Below are 20,024 nucleotides of genomic sequence, written 5' to 3'. Positions count from 1 at the left end.
TGCGGCCCGCTGACGCCTTGCGGTGTCGCGTCGATGTCGCTCAGCACCAGCGGGGCGCGGTCCCGATGGTCTTGATGTAGTACGCCGACGCAAAGGCCCAGCTGCCGTCCCTGAGGAGGTACCAGCGGTTGTTGCCGTAGATGTTCTCGCCGGTCGTCTTGCAGAAGATGTTCACGATGTCGCCCTTGCGGACGGACCCGATGATCTGGCCGCCGCGGTTCGGCGCGCTGCGCAGCAGCAGCGTGCTCGCGGTGACCTGGCCCTTGTACAGGCGGGGGGCGAGAGTGCCTCGCTGACCGGCCCCCTCGTCGTTCGCGACGGCGGGCGTCGCCAGGGCCCCGGCGGCCAGGGCGGCGACGGTCAGGGATATGCCGAGACGGGAGCGCAAGGACATGCGGACCTCCGTGAAGGGGGGCGGAACTGACTAATCGCCACGCTAGGAGGACCGACGGGCGCCTGCCCGCTGAGCTGGGCCAAACGAAGGCGCCCTACCCGCCCTGGCGCAACGTCAGCGTCGCCACGGCCCCACCGTCGACGGCGTTGGAGAACTCCAGCCGCGCCCCGAGCACCTCCGCCTGCCCGCGCGCGATGGTCAGCCCCAGCCCGTGCCCCTTCGAACCCCCCTCCGTGCGGAACCGCTGCGGCCCGTGCCGAAGGAGGTACTCCGGATACCCCTCCCCGTGGTCCCGCACCGTCACCACCGGCCCCTCCACGGTCAGCACCACCGGCCCCCGTCCGTGCCGGTGCGCGTTGGCCACGAGATTGCCCAGCACCCGCTCCAGCCGTCGCCGGTCCGTCTCGACGGTGACATCCCGTACGACCCGTACCTCGGTCTCGCCGCCGGCCCCGCGCACGACCCGCCCGGCCAGCGCGCCCAGCTCCACGGTCGTCAGATCCAGCCGCTCACGCCCGGTGTCCAGCCGGGAGATCTCCAGCAGGTCCTCCGTCAGCGTCCTGAGCGCCGCCACCCGGTCGCGCACCAGCTCCGTCGGCCGCCCCGGCGGCAGCAGCTCGGCCGCCGCGTGCAACCCCGTCAGCGGTGTGCGCAGCTCGTGGGCCACGTCCGCCGTGAACCGCTGCTCGGCCAGCAGCTTGCCCTGCAACGACGCCGCCATCGAGTCCAGCGCGGCGGCCACCGCGGCCACCTCGTCCTGCGGGCGCCTCGGGTCCTTGGAGCGGCGGTCGTCCACCCGCGCGTCCAGGTCACCGGCGCTGATCCGCCGGGCCACCCGCGCGGTGGCGTGCAGCCGTCGGGTCACCCGCTGCACCGCGAGCGCGCCGACCAGCAGCGTGGCGCCGATCGCCAGCGCCGAGGACCACAGGATCGCCCGGTCGAGTCCGTCGATGGTGCGGGCCTGCTGCGAGTAGTCGACCCGCACCGCGAGGACGCGCCCGCCGTCGGCCGGACCCGCCGCCCACATCGTGGGCCGGCCGTGGTGCCGGGCGACCATCGTGCCGCGCTCGCCGCCCGCCGCCAGCTCCCGCAGCCGCGTGGGCAGCCCCTCCGGGTCCACGCCCGTGCCGGGCATCGGGGTGTCCCCGGCCTCGAACGCGTCCGTCGCCTGCGCCAGCCGGTCCAGGGCCAGGTCGCGGGCCTGGCCGACGGTCTGGTTCGTCACCGACACATGCACCAGTACGCCGAGCAGCGCGGCCAGCGCGCAGCACATCACCGTGATGAACACGGCCGACTTCACGGCGAGCGTGCCGGTCGGGGCGAGCCTCATCGGGGGGCCGCCGTGAGGGAGGGGGTGGGGGTGGGGGTTCGTCCGCTGGTGCGCAGCATCTCGTCCTGGGTCAGCAGCATCGCCTTCTGGTCCGGGTCCCAGGTCCACTGCAACCGGTACTCGTAGCCCGCGACCTCCGACGGCGAGCGGATGATCACCGAGTGCCCGGCCAGCTCGACGCCGCTCAGGGCGTCCTCGTAGTGCATGACCTGCACCAGCCGGTGCCGGTCCACCGTGTACACGCGTACGGCGGTCAGCGTGCCCGACAGCTGCCGGAAGCCCAGTGTCAGATCGTCGCGGCCGTCTCCGGTCAGGTCGCGGTAGTACGGCCGCAGCACCGGGCAGCGTCCCTTGCCGGGGCCGTCCGCGCAGTCCGCCATCCGCCGGCCGGTCTCCCGGAACTCGGCCTTCTCACCGGCGTAGCGCTTGGGGTCGCCGTCGACCTCCGCCCTGACGATCGCCACGGGGTCGACCTCGTGAATGCCGCCGGTCACCCGGACGCCCTTGATCACCTTCGTCTCCGCCTCGTCGAAGTCGAAGGCCGGCGAGGAGGCGGGCGCCAGCTCGGGCCACAGCCGCGCCGGCCCCACCGCGGTCGGCGTCGCCCCGGCACCGCGCAGCCCGCCCGCGTCACCGCAGCCGGTCACCACCGCGAGCACGGCAACGGCCCAGACGGCGAGAAGAGCCCGCGGGGGGCGGCGAAGGGGCGACGGCACGGGACTCCTGCGGATCGAACGGCGACGGGACGTGGCCGGGGCCCCGTAACTGTAGTAACGCGAAACCGGGGGGTGCGCACGCGGGAGGCTCCGCTACTCCGCGAGTTCCTCCAGCAGCCGGGCCGTCGGCAGGCCGGTCCGGAGGTAGTCCTCGAACAGCCCGTTGTGCAGGGCCCAGGGCGAGCGGCGGGTGCGGATGAGCCGGATGGCGTCCTCCGGGCGATGACCGCGGCGCACCAGGGCGTGGGCGACGACGAGGCCGGAGCGGTTGTAGCCGTGGAAGCAGCGCACCAGCACCCGCCGGCCCGCGTCCAGCGCGTCGCACGCGGCCTCGGCCAGCCGGATCACCCCCGCGAGCTGCGTGCCGTCCAGCGGCCCGTCCGGGATGGGCCACACCTGGTGCTCGACCCCCTGATCGGGCCCGTACCCCGGCAGCCGCAGCAGCGTCTGCACGAGGTCGAACTCGTCGCGGACCACCACGGTCTCCACCTGCCCCGTACGGCCCCGGACCTCGTGCCCGCCCATCCACAGACCGGGCACGACCTCGTCCCACGGGCGTTCCGGAGCGGGTACGTCGGGTTGCTTCCTGCGGGTACGCAACGGCGCCTCCCCAACCCCGGGACCTGCCCAACTGCTCTCCAAGGTAACCGGGTTCTTGCCCCGGGAGCACCCCGCCTGGTCCCATGGTCATGGGGTGATGGTGCATGAGCGGACTGCGCGTCATACCGACCTGGCGACACGGCCGTGAGCGGCTCTACGTCTGTCTCACCGACGGCCGGAACATCGCCTGGTACGACAGGGAGGGCGGCCGGGTGAACCTGATCGGGGAGGACCGCAGAGCCGACGTCCTCGAAGCCCTGGATCCCTTCATCACGGGCCCCGTCACGGTCGGCCCGCCCCCGCCGCCGACCCCCGCCGAGCTGGCCCGGCTCGCCCTGCATCCGGACGACGACCTGGCGCCCAACCGCCCCGGCGAGGCCCTCCAGATCGCCCTGGACCGCGACCCCGGCCACGCCCACCGGCTGCGTGCCGACCCGCGGCGCAGGGCGCTGCTGGCCGAGCAGGCGGTGGGGGAGGCGCTGGACCGGCTGGACGGTGCAGGGTGGCACGCCCTGCACTCCCTCCCGCTGCCCGGCGGCGACCGCGTCCACCACCTGGTGATCGGGCCGGGCGGCCTGTTCGCCGTCCACACCGTCTACGCACGCCGGCTGCGCGTCCTGATCGCCGACCCGATGGTGACCCTCGGCCGCGCCGAGCCGACTCCGCTGCTGCGCCGCGTCCGTGCCGCCGCCGACCGCGCCTCCTACGCCCTGACCGCGGAGGTCCGCCCCGTCCTGGCCCTGGTCGGCCCGACCGGCCGCCGCACGGTCACGGCCGAACCCCGGGAGGTCCGCATCCTGGAGGACACGGACCTCGGCGGCCTCGCCCGCCTGGGCGGCGTACTCAAACCGGCGGACGTGGAGGCCCTGCACGCGATGGCCCGCGACCGGAACACCTGGAGCCGGGTCTAGCCACGTACGGACGCACCCGGGCTACGGCAGCTCGCCCGCGTGGGCCGGATCGAGCAGGGGCGCCAGCAGATCGCCGTAGTCCTGGAGCCGGGGTGCGAGGTCGGCGGCGCCGAAGGACAGCTGGTCCGGGGCCCCGCACTCCTCGACCTCCGTCCAGGTCACCGGCGCGGACACGAGCGGCTCCGGCCGGGCCCGCAGGGTGTACGGCGTGGCGGTGGTCTTGCGCGCGGCGTTCTGGCTCCAGTCGACGAACACCTTGCCCGGCCGCAGGCTGCGCGTCATCCGGTGCACGACCAGCCGCGGCATGGCCCGCTCCGCCTCCACCGCCAGCGCCTTGGCGTACTCCGAGACCCGTTCGGAGGACGCTCCGCGTACGGCGGCCAGCAGATGCAGCCCCTTGGAGCCGGAGGTCTTGGCGTACGCCTCGATGCCGTCCGCGGCGAGCCGTTCGCGCAGCCAGAGCGCGACCTCGCAGCACTCGACGATCGTGGCGGGCGGCCCGGGGTCGAGGTCGAAGACCAGCCGGTCGGCCTCGCCGGGGTCGTCGACCAGCCACTGATGGGTGTGGAACTCGGTGACGAGGTTGGCCGCCCACATCAGTGAGGGCAGATCCTGGATCACCACCATCCGGGCGGGCCCCTCCGACCGCGGCACCACGGCGACGGTGACCCACTCGGGCGTACCCGGCGGCACGTTCTTGGTGAAGAACACCTGCCCGTCGGGGCCGTCCGGGTAGCGCAGGAAGGACACCGCCCGGTCCCGCAGATGCGGCAGCAGGGCCTCGGCGGTGGTCGCGTAGTAGTGCAGCACCTCGCCCTTGGTGAACCCGGTCGCCGGGTACAGCACCTTCTCCAGATTGCTGAGCGCGAGCCGCCGCCCCTCCACCTCTGTGATGGGCGTCATACGATGAGAATCACACGAATCCGGGTCAAACCACCGTGAAAGGTGTGCTGCACGTGCGATCCATATGGAACGGAGCCATCTCGTTCGGCCTGGTCAGCATCCCCATCAAGCTGGTGAACGCCACCGAGAGCCACTCGATCTCCTTCCGCCAGATCCACACCGAGGACGGCGGACGCATCCGCTACCGCAAGGTCTGCGAGCTGGAGGAGCGCGAGGTCAGCCAGGCGGAGATCGGCAAGGGCTACGAGGACGCCGACGGCACCATCATCCCGATCACCGACGAGGACCTGGCCCACCTGCCGCTCCCCACGGCCCGGACGATCGAGATCGTGGCCTTCGTGCCGGCCGACCGGATCGACCCGCTCCAGATGGACGCGGCGTACTACCTCGCGGCGGGCGGCGCCCCCGCGGCGAAGCCGTACACCCTCCTGCGCGAGGCCCTCAAGCGCAGCCACAAGGTGGCCATCGCCAAATACGCCCTGCGCGGCCGCGAACGCCTCGGCATGCTCCGCGTCGTCGGCGACGCCATCGCCATGCACGGCCTGCTCTGGCCGGACGAGGTCCGCGCCCCCGAGGGCGTGGCCCCGGACACCTCCGTCACCGTCCGCGACAAGGAACTGGACCTCGCCGACGCCCTGATGGACACCCTCGGCGAGGTCGACCTCGACGACCTCCACGACGAGTACCGCGAGGCCGTGGAGGAGGTCATCGCCGCCAAGGCCGCCGGCGAGGCACCCCCCGAGGCCCCCGAGCCCGCCACCGGCGGCAAGGTCCTCGACCTCATGGCCGCCCTCGAGAACAGCGTCCGCGCCGCCAAGGAGTCCCGCGGCGAGGAACCCGCCGAGGTCACCCACCTCCCCCAACGCAGATCCAGCCGCGCCCAGCCGAAGGAACCGGCGGGCAAGAAGTCGACCGCGAAGAAGACGACAGCCGCGAAGAAGACGACGGCGAAGAAGACGACGGCGGCGGCGAAAGAGACGACGGCGAAGAAAACCTCCGCCACCAAGTCGACGTCCAAGTCCACGACCAAGTCCACGTCCTCCGCCAAGAAGACCCCGGCCAAGAAGACGACGGCCCGCAAACGCACAGCGTGACGGACCGGCGCCCCCAGGCCGCGAACGCCCCCTGCCCTCCCGGCACATGCAAAAAGACCTCACCCTCAGCATCTCTGCTGGTGGTGAGGTCTCGGCACACTTGCACAGTGTGCCCCCGGCAGGATTCGAACCTGCGCACACGGCTCCGGAGGGCGCTTCGGTCCCGGACGTATGCGCAGGTCACAGGCTTTCGACTGATCGATTAGCGGAAGCCCGTCCACAGATAGTCCACGAGGCGTGGTTGCCTGCCATCCCCTCGATGCGAACTACAGGCGGGTAGGTCGCCGACCTCTGCGGGCCTAGTCAGCCAGCCTTTGAGGAGCCAGAACATACGCGGACGGTCAGCAGGGTTGCTGTACTCCGCTGCTGTACCGACTCACCGAAGAGGACAGCCATCAGGGCGAGAACGTCAGCGTACGCGCTCACCACGTGAGCCGCTGTACTGAACGTGATCACGACGACTACCACCACTGTGATCACCCACGGTTTCGGGCCGCGGTTTGACAGCCTGCATGGGGGAAGGGTCAGACTCATTCGTGAACCTCCTACAGGTTCGGTGCCCACCCGGTCGCCTCGCCGGGAAGCCTGAGCGACTGGGTGGGCGTTTCGTGGGCCCGAGCGTGGGAGCCATCTGGGTTTCTGGGATCGGTCCTGTGCTGCCCGTGCTCCTTGTCGAGCCGTTGGCTGCAGCCCGGAAGGACACCTTTCGCTTTCGGGCACAAGACCACCCCGCCCCCATTTCTCGGGCTGCGACTGGCGTCGCATAGTTGGATTCTTCAGTATGTCGGCGAGCGATAGCAAATGTGCAGGTCAGGGGGCCTGCCACCCGCTCAATTAGTTGTCGACTTAGTTGTCAATTAAGTCGCCGACTAGATTCGCTAATTAGATCCGCGCGTAAAGTTAGCCAACTAAGTTCGCCAACTAAGTTAGCCAAGTAAGTTCGCCGACTAGATTCGCTAACTGGATTCGCGCGCAAAGTTAGCGAACTAAGTTTGCCAACTAAGTTCGCGAACAAAGTTGCGCTGGAGTCGAGCCAAGTGTGTGGGTTAGATGGTCGAGCGGTCGGCGGAGCGACTTTGGCCGGGAGCTGCTTTGGCGCGAGTGATCATGGCCCCGTAAGCTTCCGGCGCGTCGGGCAGTCTGTGGACCTGCCCGCTAAAGCACGACGTTGGGGCCATGATCTTCGAGGCTCGCGCCAAAGTGGCTGGCTAAAGTCGCGGAGCCGACCGCCCCAGCCACAGAGGGTTTTCCTACCTCCGCCCGCATGCACGCAGCGCGCCGCCGGGCGCGGCCAGCCGGGGCGAAGACAGGAGGCAGGCCGCGCCGCAGAGGCGGCGCGCGCCCGCGCCGTGCGCGGGCCTTGATGAAGTAGAGAAAGTTTGTCCGCGCTGCTGGCCCTGGCTACGGCTCTGATCTTCCCAGCTTGCGTGATCAACCCCCTCACCACGGCTTTTGTGGCGTCTCACATTGGCATATGCGTATTGATGGAGACGGCTTGTCTCATGTGAGACAGCTCGGGACTCTGGATTCATGCCCAGCCGCCGGAACCGAGCCAAGCTCGCTCCTCAACGTCCTCGTGCGGCCGCCTCGACGCAGTCGCCCCCTGCCACTCCGGAGGATGTACGTGCTGCCGCGGTGCGCCGCCTCCTCGACCCCGGGCGGCAGCGTCAACGCCTCGCAGAAGAACTCGCGGCAGTCGATGCGGCTTTGCGCCCTCTGGTCGTCGATGCGGTCGAGGCCGGCGTGCCGTGCCGACGCATTGCCGAACTGACGAGCCTCTCCCGCGCAACAGTCGCGCGGTGGGGCAAGGAGGGTGGGCAGAAGGGCCCATAGAACCTCGCGGGCCGTGCCCGATGACAGCGGACACGGCCCGACCGATTCGAAGGAGTCGAAGCCATGTCGAATCGATCCGTATCCATCCTTGCAGAGGATCAAGCTTCTGCGAATGAGCGACTGCGAGGTGCCTTGATCGCTGCGAACGTAACTGTGGAAGGACTGGCCAAGCGCTTGGGGATGGATCCGAAGAGTGTGGAGCGATGGATCACCACGGCACGCGTTCCGCACGCCAGGAATGCACACAAAGCAGCCAAGGTGCTCCGCGCTGACCCATATGACTTGTGGCCGACGCTCGACGAGCGGCACCGTTCCAATGTGAGCCCACGAGACGAGCTCTTGGCCTGCTACCCGAGTCGGGGAGCCGTCCCTTACGACTTGTGGCGGACAACCCTGCAACAGGCGACAGGCGTGGTTGATCTCGCCGTCGCCAACGTCCTCTTCCTGGCCGATGCGGTGTGGGATCTCCGCGGCGTCCTTACCGAGCTGATCGAGGGCGGTGTCCGCGTTCGCATGGCTGTACCGACCCCAGGGCGAGACCAGTCGGCGACCGTGGAGGACGTCTTCCCCTCACTGTCGAACACGCCCGGTCTGAAGCTCGTCGTGCACCCGGAGTTGCGAACGGATGTGTTCAGAGCTGACGACGATCTCCTGGTGACCAGCCTCGTCGACGGGTTGGCTCCGGCGCTGTCCCCGGTGCTCCATCTGCGTCGCATCGGCCCTGCGCCCCTTACCGCGGGCTACCTCACCGCGCTTGACCACGTCTTCGACAGGGCCACTCCATGGCCAGGGGGAAGGTGATCGACGCCTGCTGACTCAACCGAAGGGGCACACCGGGGACATGCCGGACTGAACGCGGCTCTGGAAACGCATCAGGGCCAGGCGGAGGGATGATCCCCTAACCGGGCGCTAAAGACCACAGTGTGAGTCGGACTAGGCTTCAGGCCCTCGGATACGTCCGGGGGTCTTCGCCGTTCCCCGGACTGACCAGGCGCGATGCCGCAAGATCGTGTCCACGAATAGTCCACGGAACTCGTCATAGGGCTGCTCAGCGCTGCATGCGGCTGCACATACGCGAAGACCCCGGCCTCAGCGTTTCCGCTGGTGACGGGGTCTTTGGGCACCTGATCCAAGGTGCCCCCGGCAGGATTCGAACCTGCGCACACGGCTCCGGAGGCCGTTGCTCTATCCCCTGAGCTACGGGGGCGTGTCGGTGTGGAGCGTGTTGCTCGCGGCGACGGGTAGAACACTACCAGCTCTGTCGGGGTGATCCGGAACGGGTTTCGGGGAGGCCGGTGGGGTGCTGGGTCCCCCCGCAGGGGTGGAAGTGGGGAAAAGCCGGACGGGATGGCCGGTCCGGACCTACTCTCAAGTTGTGCCAGGCGCGTCGGGCCGGGTGCTTGTTGTGGACGACAACAAGGTCATCCGGCAGCTGATCAGGGTCAATCTCGAGCTGGAGGGCCTCGAGGTCGTGACCGCGGCCGATGGTGTCGAGTGTCTGGATGTCATCCATCAGGTGCGGCCCGATGTCGTGACGATCGATGTCGTCATGCCCCGCCTGGACGGACTGCGGACCGTCGCGCGGCTGCGTGCCGACCCGCGGACCCGTGATCTGCCCGTCGCCATCGTCAGCGCCTGTACCCCGTACGAGGTCGAGACCGGCCTCGACGTCGGCGTCGACGCCTTCCTTGCCAAGCCCTTCGAGCCCACCGAACTGGTCCGGCTCGTCCGGCAGCTCATCGAGCGGCCCCAGGACGGCGATTCAGAGGACGGCGAACAGGCCGCCTCCTTCGGAGACACCTTCGAAGGCGCCCTCGGCGGCGGCGAGGCGTAGCCGGGCGCAGTCGGGCCTAGTCGGGCATTGTCGGCCGACGGGCGGACCCCTGCCCGTCCCCTCCGTCCACATCGCGGACCATCGTCCAAACCGGCTCGCCTACCCACCCCCCTCCTCCCATACGCTTGTCCCGTGACCCCCGTCGAGCTCTCCCGTACCGTCCTGCACGCGGTTCGTCGTGCCGTGGACGAGGGTGAGCTGAGCGTGGCCGTGCCGGAGAAGGTCAAGGTCGGGCCGCCGGGGCCCGGGGGGCGTGGGGACTACGCCACCAACGTGGCGTTGCAGCTGGCCAGGCCCGCCGGGCGGCCTCCGCGGCAGGTGGCCGAGGTGCTGCGGTCGTATCTTGCCGGGGCCGAGGGTGTCCGCGACGTGGCCGTCACCGGGCCCGGGTTTCTCAATATCAGCCTCGCCCTCGACGCCGGCGCCGAACTCGTACGCAAGATCCTGCGCGACGGCGCGCGGTACGGGCACTCCGACGCCCTCGCCGGGCAGGTGCTCGCGCTGCGCGTGCCGTACGAGGTGCGCGCCGAGGTCGTCGCCGATGCCCTCGGCCGGATCATCGCCTCGCAGGGCGGCCGTGTCGAGGTGCTGCGTGGCAGTCGTAGTGGCGCTCGCGGTGAGGTCCCGCACGGCGAACCCGTCGATCTGCGCCCCGTGCCCGCCCCGCAGGACCCCGCGTCGCTCGGGCCCGACGCCGCCCGCTGGGCCCTGCTGTACCCCGCTCCGCACGACAGGCCCCGGATCGGTGCCGAGCACCTCGTGCAGCGGGAGAGCAACCCTCTCTTCCGTGTCCGGTATGCCCACGCCCGGACCCGGGCGCTCGGTCGCAACGCCGCCGACCTCGGCTTCGGCGCCGAGCCCGGTCCCGGTCCCGGTGGCGACGCCCTGGTCGCCCTCCTCGCCGACCACCCCCGCATCCTCGCCGCGTCCGCCGCTCACCGCGCTCCGGACCGGCTCGCCCGGCATCTCGTCACCGTCGCCGATGCCGTCCTCGCCCTGCTGCCCGGCGTGCTCCCGCGCGGTGACGAGAAACCCTCGGCCGCCCACCGCGCCCGGCTCGCCCTCGCCGAAGTCGCCGGGACGGTGCTGGCCGGTGGCCTGTCCCTGCTCGGCATCGACGCACCCGACCATCTTTGAAAGAGCCACGATGAGCCGTTCCGCCCACCCCGCCGGGCCCCGTCACGCCGATGTCCTGCCCGAGGGCCACTACAGCGCCCCGCCCGCCGATCTGAACGCCCTCGACCCCAAGGTGTGGGCCGAGACCGTCACCCGTGACGACAACGGCGTGCTCACCGTCGGCGGCATCCCCGCCACCCGGCTCGCCGAGGAGTTCGGCACCCCCGCCTACATCCTCGACGAGACCGACTTCCGCGAGCGGGCCCGCGCCTGGCGCACCGCCTTCGGGCCCGACGCCGACGTCTTCTACGCGGGCAAGGCGTTCCTGTCCCGGGCCGTCGTGCGCTGGCTGCACGAGGAGGGGCTCAACCTCGACGTGTGCTCCGGCGGCGAGCTGGCCACCGCCCTGTCCGCCGGGATGCCCGCCGACCGCATCGCCTTCCACGGCAACAACAAGTCCCCCGAGGAGATCCGCCGCGCGATCACCGAAGGCGTTGGGCGGATCGTGCTCGACTCCTTCCAGGAGATCGTGCGCGTCGCCCACATCGCCCAGGAGCTCGGCAAGCGGCAGCGGGTGCAGATTCGTATCACCGTCGGCGTCGAGGCGCACACGCACGAGTTCATCGCGACCGCTCACGAGGACCAGAAGTTCGGGATTCCGCTCGCCGGCGGGCAGGCCGCCGAGGCCGTACGGCGGGCCCTGAAGCTCGACGGGCTCGAGCTGATCGGCATCCACTCGCACATCGGGTCGCAGATCTTCGACATGTCCGGCTTCGAGGTCGCCGCCCACCGGGTGGTCGGCCTGCTGAAGGACATCCGCGACGAGCACGGCGTCGAGCTGCCCGAGATCGACCTCGGCGGCGGCCTCGGCATCGCCTACACCAGCGACGACGACCCGCGCGAGCCGCACGAGATCGCCAAGGCCCTCACCGAGATCGTCACCCGTGAGTGCGAGGCCGCCAAGCTGCGCACGCCCCGCATCTCCGTCGAGCCCGGCCGCGCCATCGTCGGACCGACCGCCTTCACCCTCTACGAGGTCGGCACCGTCAAGCCGCTCGACGGGCTGCGGACGTACGTCTCCGTGGACGGGGGCATGTCGGACAATATTCGTACCGCGCTCTACGACGCCGAATACAGCGTGTCTCTCGTCTCCCGGACCTCCGACGCCGAGCCGATGCTGACCCGGGTCGTCGGCAAGCACTGTGAGAGCGGTGACATCGTGGTGCGGGACGCGTTCCTGCCCGCCGACGTGGCGCCGGGCGACCTGATCGCCGTCCCCGCGACGGGTGCGTACTGCCGGTCCATGGCCAGCAACTACAACCACCTCCTCAAGCCGCCGGTCGTGGCGGTGAAGGACGGGGAGGCCCGTGTCATCGTCCGCCGGGAGACCGAGGAGGACCTCCTGCGGCTCGACGTCGGGTGATCGTCGGGTGATCGGCGAAACCCCCAGGTGGAAGATCTTCGGTCTGCCACCCCTGCACAGATGAAATAGATGTCTCACGATCCGGACCAGGGGCAGAAACTCCGGTCCGGTGAGTGAGACTGGACCAACCTAGACGGTATGAGGAAACGAGGTCGGATGATGCGTACGCGTCCGCTGAAGGTGGCGCTGCTGGGCTGTGGAGTGGTCGGCTCAGAGGTGGCGCGCATCATGACGACGCACGCCGACGACCTCGCCGCGCGCATCGGCGCGCCCGTCGAGCTCGCGGGTGTGGCCGTACGACGGCCCGACCGGGTCCGTGAGGGCATCGCGCGGGAGCTGATCACCACCGACGCCACCGCCCTCGTCAAACGCGGGGACATCGACGTCGTCGTCGAGGTCATCGGCGGCATCGAGCCCGCCCGCACCCTCATCACCACCGCCTTCGAGCACGGCGCCTCCGTCGTCTCCGCGAACAAGGCGCTGCTCGCCCAGGACGGCGCCGCCCTGCACGCGGTGGCCGAGGAGCACGGCAAGGACCTCTACTACGAGGCCGCCGTCGCCGGTGCCATCCCGCTGATCCGCCCGCTGCGCGAGTCGCTGGCCGGCGACAAGGTCAACCGGGTGCTCGGCATCGTCAACGGCACCACCAACTTCATCCTCGACAAGATGGACTCCACGGGCGCCGGCTACCAGGAGGCCCTCGACGAGGCCACCGCCCTTGGCTACGCCGAGGCCGACCCGACCGCCGACGTCGAGGGCTTCGACGCCGCCGCCAAGGCCGCCATCCTCGCCGGGATCGCCTTCCACACGCGCGTGCGCCTGGACGACGTCTACCGCGAGGGCATGACCGAGGTGACCGCCGCCGACTTCGCCTCCGCGAAGGAGATGGGCTGCACCATCAAGCTGCTCGCGATCTGCGAGCGGGCCGCGGACGGGCAGTCCGTCACCGCGCGCGTGCACCCCGCGATGATCCCGCTGACCCACCCGCTGGCCTCGGTGCGCGGCGCCTACAACGCCGTGTTCGTCGAGTCCGACGCCTCCGGCCAGCTCATGTTCTACGGCCCCGGCGCGGGCGGCTCGCCCACCGCCTCGGCCGTGCTCGGCGACCTGGTCGCCGTGTGCCGCAACCGGCTCAGCGGGGCGACGGGGCCCGGCGAGTCGGCGTACGCCGCCCTGACCGTCTCGCCCATGGGCGAGGTCGTCACGCGCTACCACATCAGCCTGGACGTCGCCGACAAACCGGGCGTGCTCGCCCAGGTCGCGACCGTGTTCGCGGAGCATGGAGTGTCCATCGATACGGTGCGCCAGCAGGGCAAGGACGGCGAGGCCTCCCTCGTCGTCGTCACCCACCGCGCGTCCGACGCGGCCCTGAACGGGACCGTCGAGGCGCTGCGCAAGCTCGACACCGTGCGCGGTGTCGCCAGCATCATGCGGGTTGAAGGAGAGTAACCAGCAATGACCCACCAGTGGCGCGGAATCATCGAGGAGTACCGGGACAGGCTGCCGGTGTCGGGCAGCACGCCGGTCGTCACCCTCCGCGAGGGCGGTACGCCGCTCGTGCCCGCGCAGGTGCTCTCCGAGCGCACGGGCTGCGAGGTCCACCTCAAGGTCGAGGGTGCCAACCCGACGGGGTCCTTCAAGGACCGCGGTATGACCATGGCCATCTCCAAGGCCAAGGAGGAGGGCGCGAAGGCGGTCATCTGCGCCTCCACCGGCAACACCTCCGCCTCGGCCGCCGCGTACGCCGTGCGCGCGGGCATGGTCTCCGCCGTGCTCGTCCCGCAGGGCAAGATCGCGCTCGGCAAGATGGGCCAGGCCCTCGTGCACGGCGCGAAGATCCTCCAGGTCGCCGGCAACTTCGACGACTGCCTCACCCTCGCCCGCGGGCTGAGCGAGAACTACCCGGTGGCGCTGGTCAATTCGGTCAACCCGGTGCGTATCGAGGGCCAGAAGACGGCCGCGTTCGAGATCGTGGACATGCTGGGCGACGCGCCCGACATCCACGTCCTGCCGGTCGGCAACGCGGGCAACATCACCGCCTACTGGAAGGGGTACACGGAGTACGCCGCCGACGGCGTCGCCTCGAAGACCCCCCGGATGTGGGGCTTCCAGGCCTCCGGCAGTGCCCCGATCGTGCGCGGCGAGGTCGTCAAGGACCCCTCGACCATCGCCACCGCCATCCGCATCGGCAACCCGGCCTCCTGGCAGTTCGCGCTGGCCGCGCGGGACGAATCGGGCGGTCTCATCGATGAGGTGACGGACCGTGAGATCCTGCGCGCCTACCGCCTGTTGGCCGCGCAGGAGGGCGTCTTCGTCGAGCCCGCCTCCGCCGCGTCGGTCGCCGGTCTGCTGAAGGCCGCCGAGCAGGGCTTGGTCGACCCGGGCCAGCGCATCGTCTGCACCGTCACGGGCAACGGCCTGAAGGACCCCGACTGGGCCGTCGCCGGCGCCCCGCAGCCGGTCACCGTCCCGGTCGACGCGGCCACCGCGGCCGAGCGCCTCGGTCTGGCCTGACCCCGACGCCGTCACGGGAATTCCCGGTAGTACGGGTTTTCCCTGTGACGGGTGCACAGGGGGCTCGCGACACGCATCGTGCGCCTCCTGTGCGCCCTATGTCGCCACAGAACCTTCCTTCGATAGGCTGTACCTAACCCGCCTGCCGCATATGCCCGAGCGTCGCGCTCGGGGCCCGCGTCTGCGCCGCGGCCCGAGGGTTCCTCGTACGTCATCGAATGTCTGTCGAGCGACTTCCGACAGTCACCGCAGCTCAAGGAGAGTCATCGAGCGATGGCCGGTCCAGCCTTCCGCGCCGCCGCCGTCAGGGTGCGCGTCCCCGCCACCAGCGCCAACCTCGGCCCGGGCTTCGACGCCCTCGGCCTCGCGCTGGGGCTCTACGACGACGTCGTCGTCCGGGTGGCCGACTCCGGGCTGCACATCGACATCGCGGGTGAGGGCAGCGAAACGCTCCCTCGCGACGAGAAGCACCTTCTCGTCCGCTCCCTGCGCACCGCCTTCGACGCGCTCGGCGGACAGCCGCGCGGCCTGGAGATCGTGTGCGCCAACCGCATCCCGCACGGCCGCGGCCTCGGCTCCTCCTCCGCCGCGATCGTGGCCGGAATCGTCGCCGCCCGCGCCGTGACCATAGGCGGCGAGTCCAAGCTCGACGACGCCGCTCTGCTGGAGCTGGCCACCGAGATCGAGGGCCACCCCGACAACGTGGCGCCGTGTCTGATCGGCGGGTTCACCATCGCCTGGATGGAGTCCGGTGCCGCCCGGGCGATCAGGCTGGAGCCCAAGGATTCCATCGTTCCGGTGGTTTTCGTCCCCGGGAAGCCGGTGCTGACCGAGACCGCCCGCGGCCTGCTCCCGCGCACCGTGCCGCACGTCGACGCCGCCGTCAATGCGGGCCGTGCCGCGCTGCTCGTCGAGGCCCTCACCCGGCGCCCCGAGCTGCTGCTGCCGGCCACCGAGGACCGGCTCCACCAGGAGTACCGCGCCCCGGCCATGCCGGAGAGCGCCGCACTGGTGGAGCGGCTGCGCGCCGACGGCGTACCCGCCGTGATCTCCGGCGCCGGACCCACCGTGATGGCCCTGGCCGACGCCGAGTCCGCCGACAAGATCGAGGCCCTGGCCGGTCCCGAATGGGCCGCCAACCGGCTCGGCCTCGACCTGCAGGGAGCGAGCGTCCTGCCGCTCGCGTCGGCGGGCGGGGAGTAGGGCACGCGTTGCCGGATTTGGAGAGGGGGAATGTTTGTTGGATCCGGTAGTGTTAATCTCAAGTCTGCACCCGACCCCACCATGGCGAGGTGCCTCGTGTCCCCGTCCGGGACAGACATTCTTCCGGGAGCCCCCCAAGCCGCACTGTGTTCCGTACGTCATACGCGGGCAGTACGCCGTATGCGGACACTGAGCGGTCCGCCGGGCACGCTCCGGAATCGGTGCGACCACGCCACGTGACACCAGGTGCCACGGCTCGAGGAAGCGCCATCACCAGATATCTCTTCCGCCGCTTCGGCGGATTACCGCCCCGGCCGGTCCACAGCAAGGACCGAAGCCGGACAGCACAACCGGTCGCCGAGCCAGACAGGCCGACGTCCGCTCCAGGGAAGGACCCTTCGTGAGCGACACCACCGATCTGATGGGCGCACGTGTCGAGGAGACCGCTGCCGCGCCCGCCACGGACGCCTCCGCGCCTGCCGCCGGTGCCGGCTCCCGGCGGCGCCGCGGTACCGGCCTCGAGGGCATGGTGCTGGCCGAGCTGCAGCAGGTCGCCTCCGGCCTCGGCATCAGGGGCACCGCGCGGATGCGCAAGAGCCAGCTGATCGAGGTCATCAAGGAGGCGCAGGCCCAGGGAGGTGCCGCGGCTCCCAAGGCGGAGACCGCCACCGAGACCAAGCCCAAGCGCCGCGCCACCTCCAAGGCTCGTACGGGCGACGACGCCGCCGCGAAGAAGGCGGACGCCAAGGCCGAGGCCCCCGCCGAGAAGGCCGTGGCCCAGCAGCAGATCGAGATCCCGGGTCAGCCCGCCAGCGACGACGCGCCCACCGAGCGCCGCCGTCGCCGCGCCACCGCCGAGGCCGGCAGCCCCGAGACGGTCGCCGCCGAGGCCAAGAGCGAGCCCAAGGCCGAGACGCCCGCCCCGCAGGGTGACGCCAAGTCCGACTCGGACGGCGGCGAGGGCCGTCGCCGCGACCGCCGTGAGCGCGGCCGTGACCGCGGCGACCGCGACCGTGACCGCGGCGACCGCCGTAAGGGCGACGACCAGCAGGGTCAGCAGCGCGGTCAGCAGCAGGGCGGCGGCCGCCAGGACCGCAACGCCGGTCCGCAGGACGACGACGACTTCGAGGGCGGCCGGCGTGGCCGTCGCGGCCGTTACCGGGACCGCCGTGGCCGTCGTGGCCGCGACGAGATGGGCACCCCCGAGCCGCAGATCGCCGATGACGACGTCCTGATCCCCGTCGCGGGCATCCTGGACATCCTCGACAACTACGCGTTCATCCGTACGTCGGGCTACCTTCCGGGCCCGAACGACGTGTACGTCTCCCTCGCCCAGGTCCGCAAGAACGGCCTGCGCAAGGGTGACCACATCACCGGTGCGGTCCGTCAGCCCAAGGAAGGCGAGCGCCGCGAGAAGTTCAACGCGCTGGTCCGCCTCGACTCCGTCAACGGCATGGCGCCCGAACACGGCCGTGGCCGCCCGGAGTTCAACAAGCTGACGCCGCTGTACCCGCAGGACCGCCTCCGCCTGGAGACGGACCCGGGCGTGCTGACCACCCGCATCATCGACCTCGTGTCGCCGATCGGTAAGGGCCAGCGCGGTCTGATCGTTGCCCCGCCGAAGACCGGCAAGACCATGATCATGCAGGCGATCGCCAACGCGATCACGCACAACAACCCCGAGTGCCACCTGATGGTCGTCCTGGTCGACGAGCGTCCGGAAGAGGTCACCGACATGCAGCGGTCGGTCAAGGGCGAGGTCATCTCCTCGACCTTCGACCGCCCGGCCGAGGACCACACCACGGTCGCCGAGCTGGCCATCGAGCGCGCCAAGCGTCTCGTCGAGCTGGGCCACGACGTGGTCGTCCTGCTGGACTCCATCACGCGTCTGGGCCGTGCGTACAACCTCGCCGCGCCCGCCTCCGGCCGCATCCTGTCCGGTGGTGTCGACTCGACCGCCCTGTACCCGCCGAAGCGCTTCTTCGGTGCGGCCCGCAACATCGAGGACGGCGGCTCGCTGACCATCCTCGCCACCGCCCTGGTGGACACCGGGTCCCGCATGGACGAGGTGATCTTCGAGGAGTTCAAGGGCACCGGCAACATGGAGCTCAAGCTCGACCGGAAGCTCGCCGACAAGCGCATCTTCCCCGCGGTGGACGTCGACGCGTCCGGTACCCGTAAGGAAGAGATCCTGCTCGGCAACGACGAGCTGGCTGTCGTCTGGAAGCTGCGCCGGGTGCTGCACGCGCTCGACCAGCAGCAGGCGATCGAGCTGCTGCTCGACAAGATGAAGCAGACGAAGTCGAACGGCGAGTTCCTGCTGCAGATCCAGAAGACGACGCCGTCGCCGGGCAACGGCGACTGACGGTTGTTCTTCTGAAAGGGCCGCCCCTTTCACCAGGGGCGGCCCTCTTTTTGTACAGCTTTCACCCCTAAGGGGACTGGAGTGGAGAAGTCCACATCCGAGGGTCGCAGGCGCCGTACGCGGATCGCCCTGCCCGTCGCCGCAGCCGCTGTCGCCGCCGTCGCCGCCGTGGTGTTCACCCGCGTCGCGGGGGCCGCCCCCGCCGTGCCCGAGCCGACGCTGACGCCGCCCGGGTACACCACCCTGGCCTCCGGCGAGCTGGAGCGGCGCGTGGCGGGTGCGCTCGATGCCGCCCCGTCCCCGAGTCCCTCCGCCCGGAGCACCACCACCGGCTCGACCGCCCCCTGGCTGGCCCAGCTCTGGTACCACGACGACCGCGGCACCGCCGCCCGGACCGACGACGTGAGCTTCTTCTGCACCGGCACGGTCGTCGCCCCGACGAAGATCCTCACCGCCGCGCACTGCGTCAAGGGCTACAACTGGTACGCGTACGGCGCCGTCGTCACCGGCACCACCGACCTTCCCACCCCCGGCACCCGTGGAGCCGACCTGCACGGCGGCACCGCCTCACTGCCGCTGCGCCAGTTCTACGACCCGGCGTACAACGCGGACACCTTCGACAACGACATCGCGGTCCTCACCCTGGACGCCCCCGTACGGGCCACCCCGATCCGTCTCACGACGGCCACGGACACCGCCGCCTACGCGCCCGGCACCGCGGCCAGGACCTTCGGCTGGGGGCACACCCGCACGGCCACGCTGCCGATCCGGCCGGACGCCGACTGCGCGCGGCAGCAGGACTTCGTCCCCGGCCACATGGTGTGCACGGGCGACACCGGCAGGGCCGAGCCCGGCGCCCCGCTGGTCGTCGGGGACCGCGTCGTCGGAGTCGCCGCCGCCGACGGCCGGTTCCTCGAGGTCCGGCACTACCTCGGTCCGGTCCGCGCGCGCATCGACGACAGCAACTTCAGCCGGGACCACCGGGCCGATGTGTTCGTCCGCCGCTCCGAGGACGACATGGGCTACTTCAAGGCGTCCAAGGGCAGCACCCTCGACAACCGCGACGAGGCCGGCAACTGGGGCGCGGCGGAACTGGTGCTGCAGACGGACCTGGACCGCGACGGCTTCGAGGACCTTCTCTGGCGCCGGGCCGACGACGGCGCGGTCTTCCTCGCGCACTACGCGCCCTCAGCCAAGACCTGGCGGACCACGGAACTCCCCGGCGACTGGGCTTCCCGCACCCGGCTCGTCGCCCCGGGCGACGTCACCGGCGACGACCTGCCCGACCTGCTCTCCGTCGACTCCGCCGGCGTGCTGTGGATCCACCCCGGCAACGGCGACGGCACCTTCGCCGCACAGGTGAAGGTCGGCCCCGGCTGGAACCGCTACGACTCCGTGGTGGGCCACGGCGACTTCAGCGGCGACGGCAAGGCCGACCTGATCACCCGGAGTGAGGACGACCACCACCTCTACCTCCACCCGGGCACCGGCACGGCGGGCCCGGACGCGTTCGCCCCGCGCATCGAGGTGCGCACCTGGCCCGACTACGACCTCCTCGACGCCGTCGGTGACGTCAACGGCGACAGCAGGGCCGACCTGCTCGCCCGCGACCACGGCGGCACGCTGTGGCTGTACAAGGGCACCGGCAAGGCCTCGCCGGAGATCTTCGCCACACGCGTCCCGGCGGCCCCGGACTTCGACCAGTACGACCTCCTCGGCTGAAATCGCTGGTCACCCAGGCATCCTCGACCTGCTCCGTGACGCTCCGTGATCGCCTGAACCACAGGG

At 70.7% G+C, this 20,024-nt stretch carries 16 protein-coding genes and 1 tRNA gene; 11 read left to right on the top strand and 6 right to left on the bottom strand.

Translation table 11 applies throughout. The features are described 5' to 3' along the window. Positions 1-40 precede the first annotated feature (40 nt). The 4 genes from ACIQ6Y_RS25330 to ACIQ6Y_RS25315 all read right to left on the bottom strand — a co-directional run bounded on the left by ACIQ6Y_RS25330 (position 41) and on the right by ACIQ6Y_RS25315 (position 3,040). Positions 41-394, bottom strand: a complete 354-nt coding sequence (locus ACIQ6Y_RS25330) for an SH3 domain-containing protein (protein ID WP_404042260.1) — start codon at positions 392-394, stop codon at positions 41-43. 94 nt (positions 395-488) lie between these two features. Then, positions 489-1,724, bottom strand: a complete 1,236-nt coding sequence (locus tag ACIQ6Y_RS25325) for an ATP-binding protein (RefSeq protein WP_404042259.1) — start codon at positions 1,722-1,724, stop codon at positions 489-491. Then, complete coding sequence (locus tag ACIQ6Y_RS25320; RefSeq protein ID WP_404042258.1) at positions 1,721-2,440, bottom strand: hypothetical protein; 720 nt, start codon at positions 2,438-2,440, stop codon at positions 1,721-1,723. Before ACIQ6Y_RS25320 ends, ACIQ6Y_RS25325 begins: the two co-directional genes overlap by 4 nt. A 93-nt stretch (positions 2,441-2,533) precedes the next feature. Continuing rightward, on the bottom strand, positions 2,534-3,040 hold the full coding sequence (locus ACIQ6Y_RS25315) for a protein phosphatase (protein WP_404042257.1): 507 nt from the start codon (positions 3,038-3,040) through the stop codon (positions 2,534-2,536). Positions 3,041-3,144: 104 nt separating this feature from the next. Between ACIQ6Y_RS25315 and ACIQ6Y_RS25310 the strand changes: the two genes are divergently transcribed. Continuing rightward, positions 3,145-3,951 (top strand): nuclease-related domain-containing protein, encoded by an 807-nt coding sequence (locus ACIQ6Y_RS25310; protein ID WP_404042256.1) that lies wholly within the window; start codon positions 3,145-3,147, stop codon positions 3,949-3,951. 21 nt (positions 3,952-3,972) lie between these two features. Here the strand turns inward: ACIQ6Y_RS25310 and ligD are convergent, their stop codons facing one another. Beyond that, positions 3,973-4,854 (bottom strand): non-homologous end-joining DNA ligase, encoded by an 882-nt coding sequence (gene ligD / locus ACIQ6Y_RS25305; protein WP_404042255.1) that lies wholly within the window; start codon positions 4,852-4,854, stop codon positions 3,973-3,975. 53 nt (positions 4,855-4,907) lie between these two features. Here ligD and ACIQ6Y_RS25300 point away from each other — a divergent pair, with 53 nt between their 5' ends. Further along, entirely contained in the window at positions 4,908-5,948 is a 1,041-nt protein-coding gene (locus ACIQ6Y_RS25300) for a Ku protein (RefSeq protein WP_404042254.1), read from the top strand. A 2,244-nt stretch (positions 5,949-8,192) separates the two neighbouring features. Further along, a complete protein-coding gene (locus ACIQ6Y_RS25295) occupies positions 8,193-8,582 on the top strand; it encodes a hypothetical protein (protein ID WP_404042253.1) in 390 nt (129 codons plus the stop codon). A gap of 334 nt (positions 8,583-8,916) precedes the next feature. Here ACIQ6Y_RS25295 and ACIQ6Y_RS25290 read toward each other — a convergent pair. After that, positions 8,917-8,988 (bottom strand) — tRNA-Arg (locus tag ACIQ6Y_RS25290). Between the two features lie 120 nt (positions 8,989-9,108). On the opposite strand from ACIQ6Y_RS25290, the gene ACIQ6Y_RS25285 reads away from it, so the two are divergent. The 8 genes from ACIQ6Y_RS25285 to ACIQ6Y_RS25250 all read left to right on the top strand — a co-directional run bounded on the left by ACIQ6Y_RS25285 (position 9,109) and on the right by ACIQ6Y_RS25250 (position 19,958). Continuing rightward, the gene (locus ACIQ6Y_RS25285) at positions 9,109-9,615 is read left to right on the top strand and encodes a response regulator (RefSeq protein ID WP_404042633.1); all 507 of its coding nucleotides are present in this window, start codon (positions 9,109-9,111) and stop codon (positions 9,613-9,615) included. A gap of 132 nt (positions 9,616-9,747) precedes the next feature. Further along, positions 9,748-10,752: an ArgS-related anticodon-binding protein NrtL gene (gene nrtL / locus ACIQ6Y_RS25280; RefSeq protein WP_404042252.1), complete on the top strand. Its 1,005-nt coding sequence runs from the start codon at positions 9,748-9,750 to the stop codon at positions 10,750-10,752. Between the two features lie 10 nt (positions 10,753-10,762). Beyond that, positions 10,763-12,154, top strand: coding sequence for a diaminopimelate decarboxylase (lysA, locus tag ACIQ6Y_RS25275; protein WP_404042251.1), 1,392 nt, complete (start codon positions 10,763-10,765; stop codon positions 12,152-12,154). Positions 12,155-12,310: 156 nt separating this feature from the next. Continuing rightward, the gene (locus tag ACIQ6Y_RS25270; RefSeq protein WP_404042250.1) at positions 12,311-13,603 is read left to right on the top strand and encodes a homoserine dehydrogenase; all 1,293 of its coding nucleotides are present in this window, start codon (positions 12,311-12,313) and stop codon (positions 13,601-13,603) included. A gap of 6 nt (positions 13,604-13,609) precedes the next feature. Further along, positions 13,610-14,668: a threonine synthase gene (thrC, locus tag ACIQ6Y_RS25265; protein ID WP_404042249.1), complete on the top strand. Its 1,059-nt coding sequence runs from the start codon at positions 13,610-13,612 to the stop codon at positions 14,666-14,668. Positions 14,669-14,941: 273 nt separating this feature from the next. Further along, positions 14,942-15,871, top strand: coding sequence for a homoserine kinase (gene thrB / locus ACIQ6Y_RS25260; RefSeq protein WP_404042248.1), 930 nt, complete (start codon positions 14,942-14,944; stop codon positions 15,869-15,871). A gap of 400 nt (positions 15,872-16,271) precedes the next feature. Further along, positions 16,272-18,236, top strand: a complete 1,965-nt coding sequence (gene rho, locus ACIQ6Y_RS25255) for a transcription termination factor Rho (protein ID WP_404042247.1) — start codon at positions 16,272-16,274, stop codon at positions 18,234-18,236. Between the two features lie 81 nt (positions 18,237-18,317). Next, positions 18,318-19,958 (top strand): trypsin-like serine protease, encoded by a 1,641-nt coding sequence (locus ACIQ6Y_RS25250; protein WP_404042246.1) that lies wholly within the window; start codon positions 18,318-18,320, stop codon positions 19,956-19,958. Positions 19,959-20,024 lie beyond the last annotated feature (66 nt).

Origin of the sequence: Streptomyces sp. NPDC096205 (assembly GCF_044763135.1) — a bacterium.
Taxonomy (GTDB): domain Bacteria; phylum Actinomycetota; class Actinomycetes; order Streptomycetales; family Streptomycetaceae; genus Streptomyces.
Note: the sequence above shows the minus strand (reverse complement) of the source record. Positions and strands in the feature narration are given on the sequence as shown.

Bases quoted from the DNA above. Each gene is read 5' to 3' on its own strand.
- ACIQ6Y_RS25270 (WP_404042250.1), top strand. From the start codon at position 12,311: ATGATGCGTACGCGTCCGCTGAAGGTGGCGCTGCTGGGCTGTGGAGTG.
- ACIQ6Y_RS25330 (WP_404042260.1), bottom strand. From the start codon at position 394: ATGTCCTTGCGCTCCCGTCTCGGCATATCCCTGACCGTCGCCGCCCTG.
- thrB (WP_404042248.1), top strand. From the start codon at position 14,942: ATGGCCGGTCCAGCCTTCCGCGCCGCCGCCGTCAGGGTGCGCGTCCCC.
- thrC (WP_404042249.1), top strand. From the start codon at position 13,610: ATGACCCACCAGTGGCGCGGAATCATCGAGGAGTACCGGGACAGGCTG.
- ligD (WP_404042255.1), bottom strand. From the start codon at position 4,854: ATGACGCCCATCACAGAGGTGGAGGGGCGGCGGCTCGCGCTCAGCAAT.
- lysA (WP_404042251.1), top strand. From the start codon at position 10,763: ATGAGCCGTTCCGCCCACCCCGCCGGGCCCCGTCACGCCGATGTCCTG.
- ACIQ6Y_RS25325 (WP_404042259.1), bottom strand. From the start codon at position 1,724: ATGAGGCTCGCCCCGACCGGCACGCTCGCCGTGAAGTCGGCCGTGTTC.
- ACIQ6Y_RS25310 (WP_404042256.1), top strand. From the start codon at position 3,145: ATGAGCGGACTGCGCGTCATACCGACCTGGCGACACGGCCGTGAGCGG.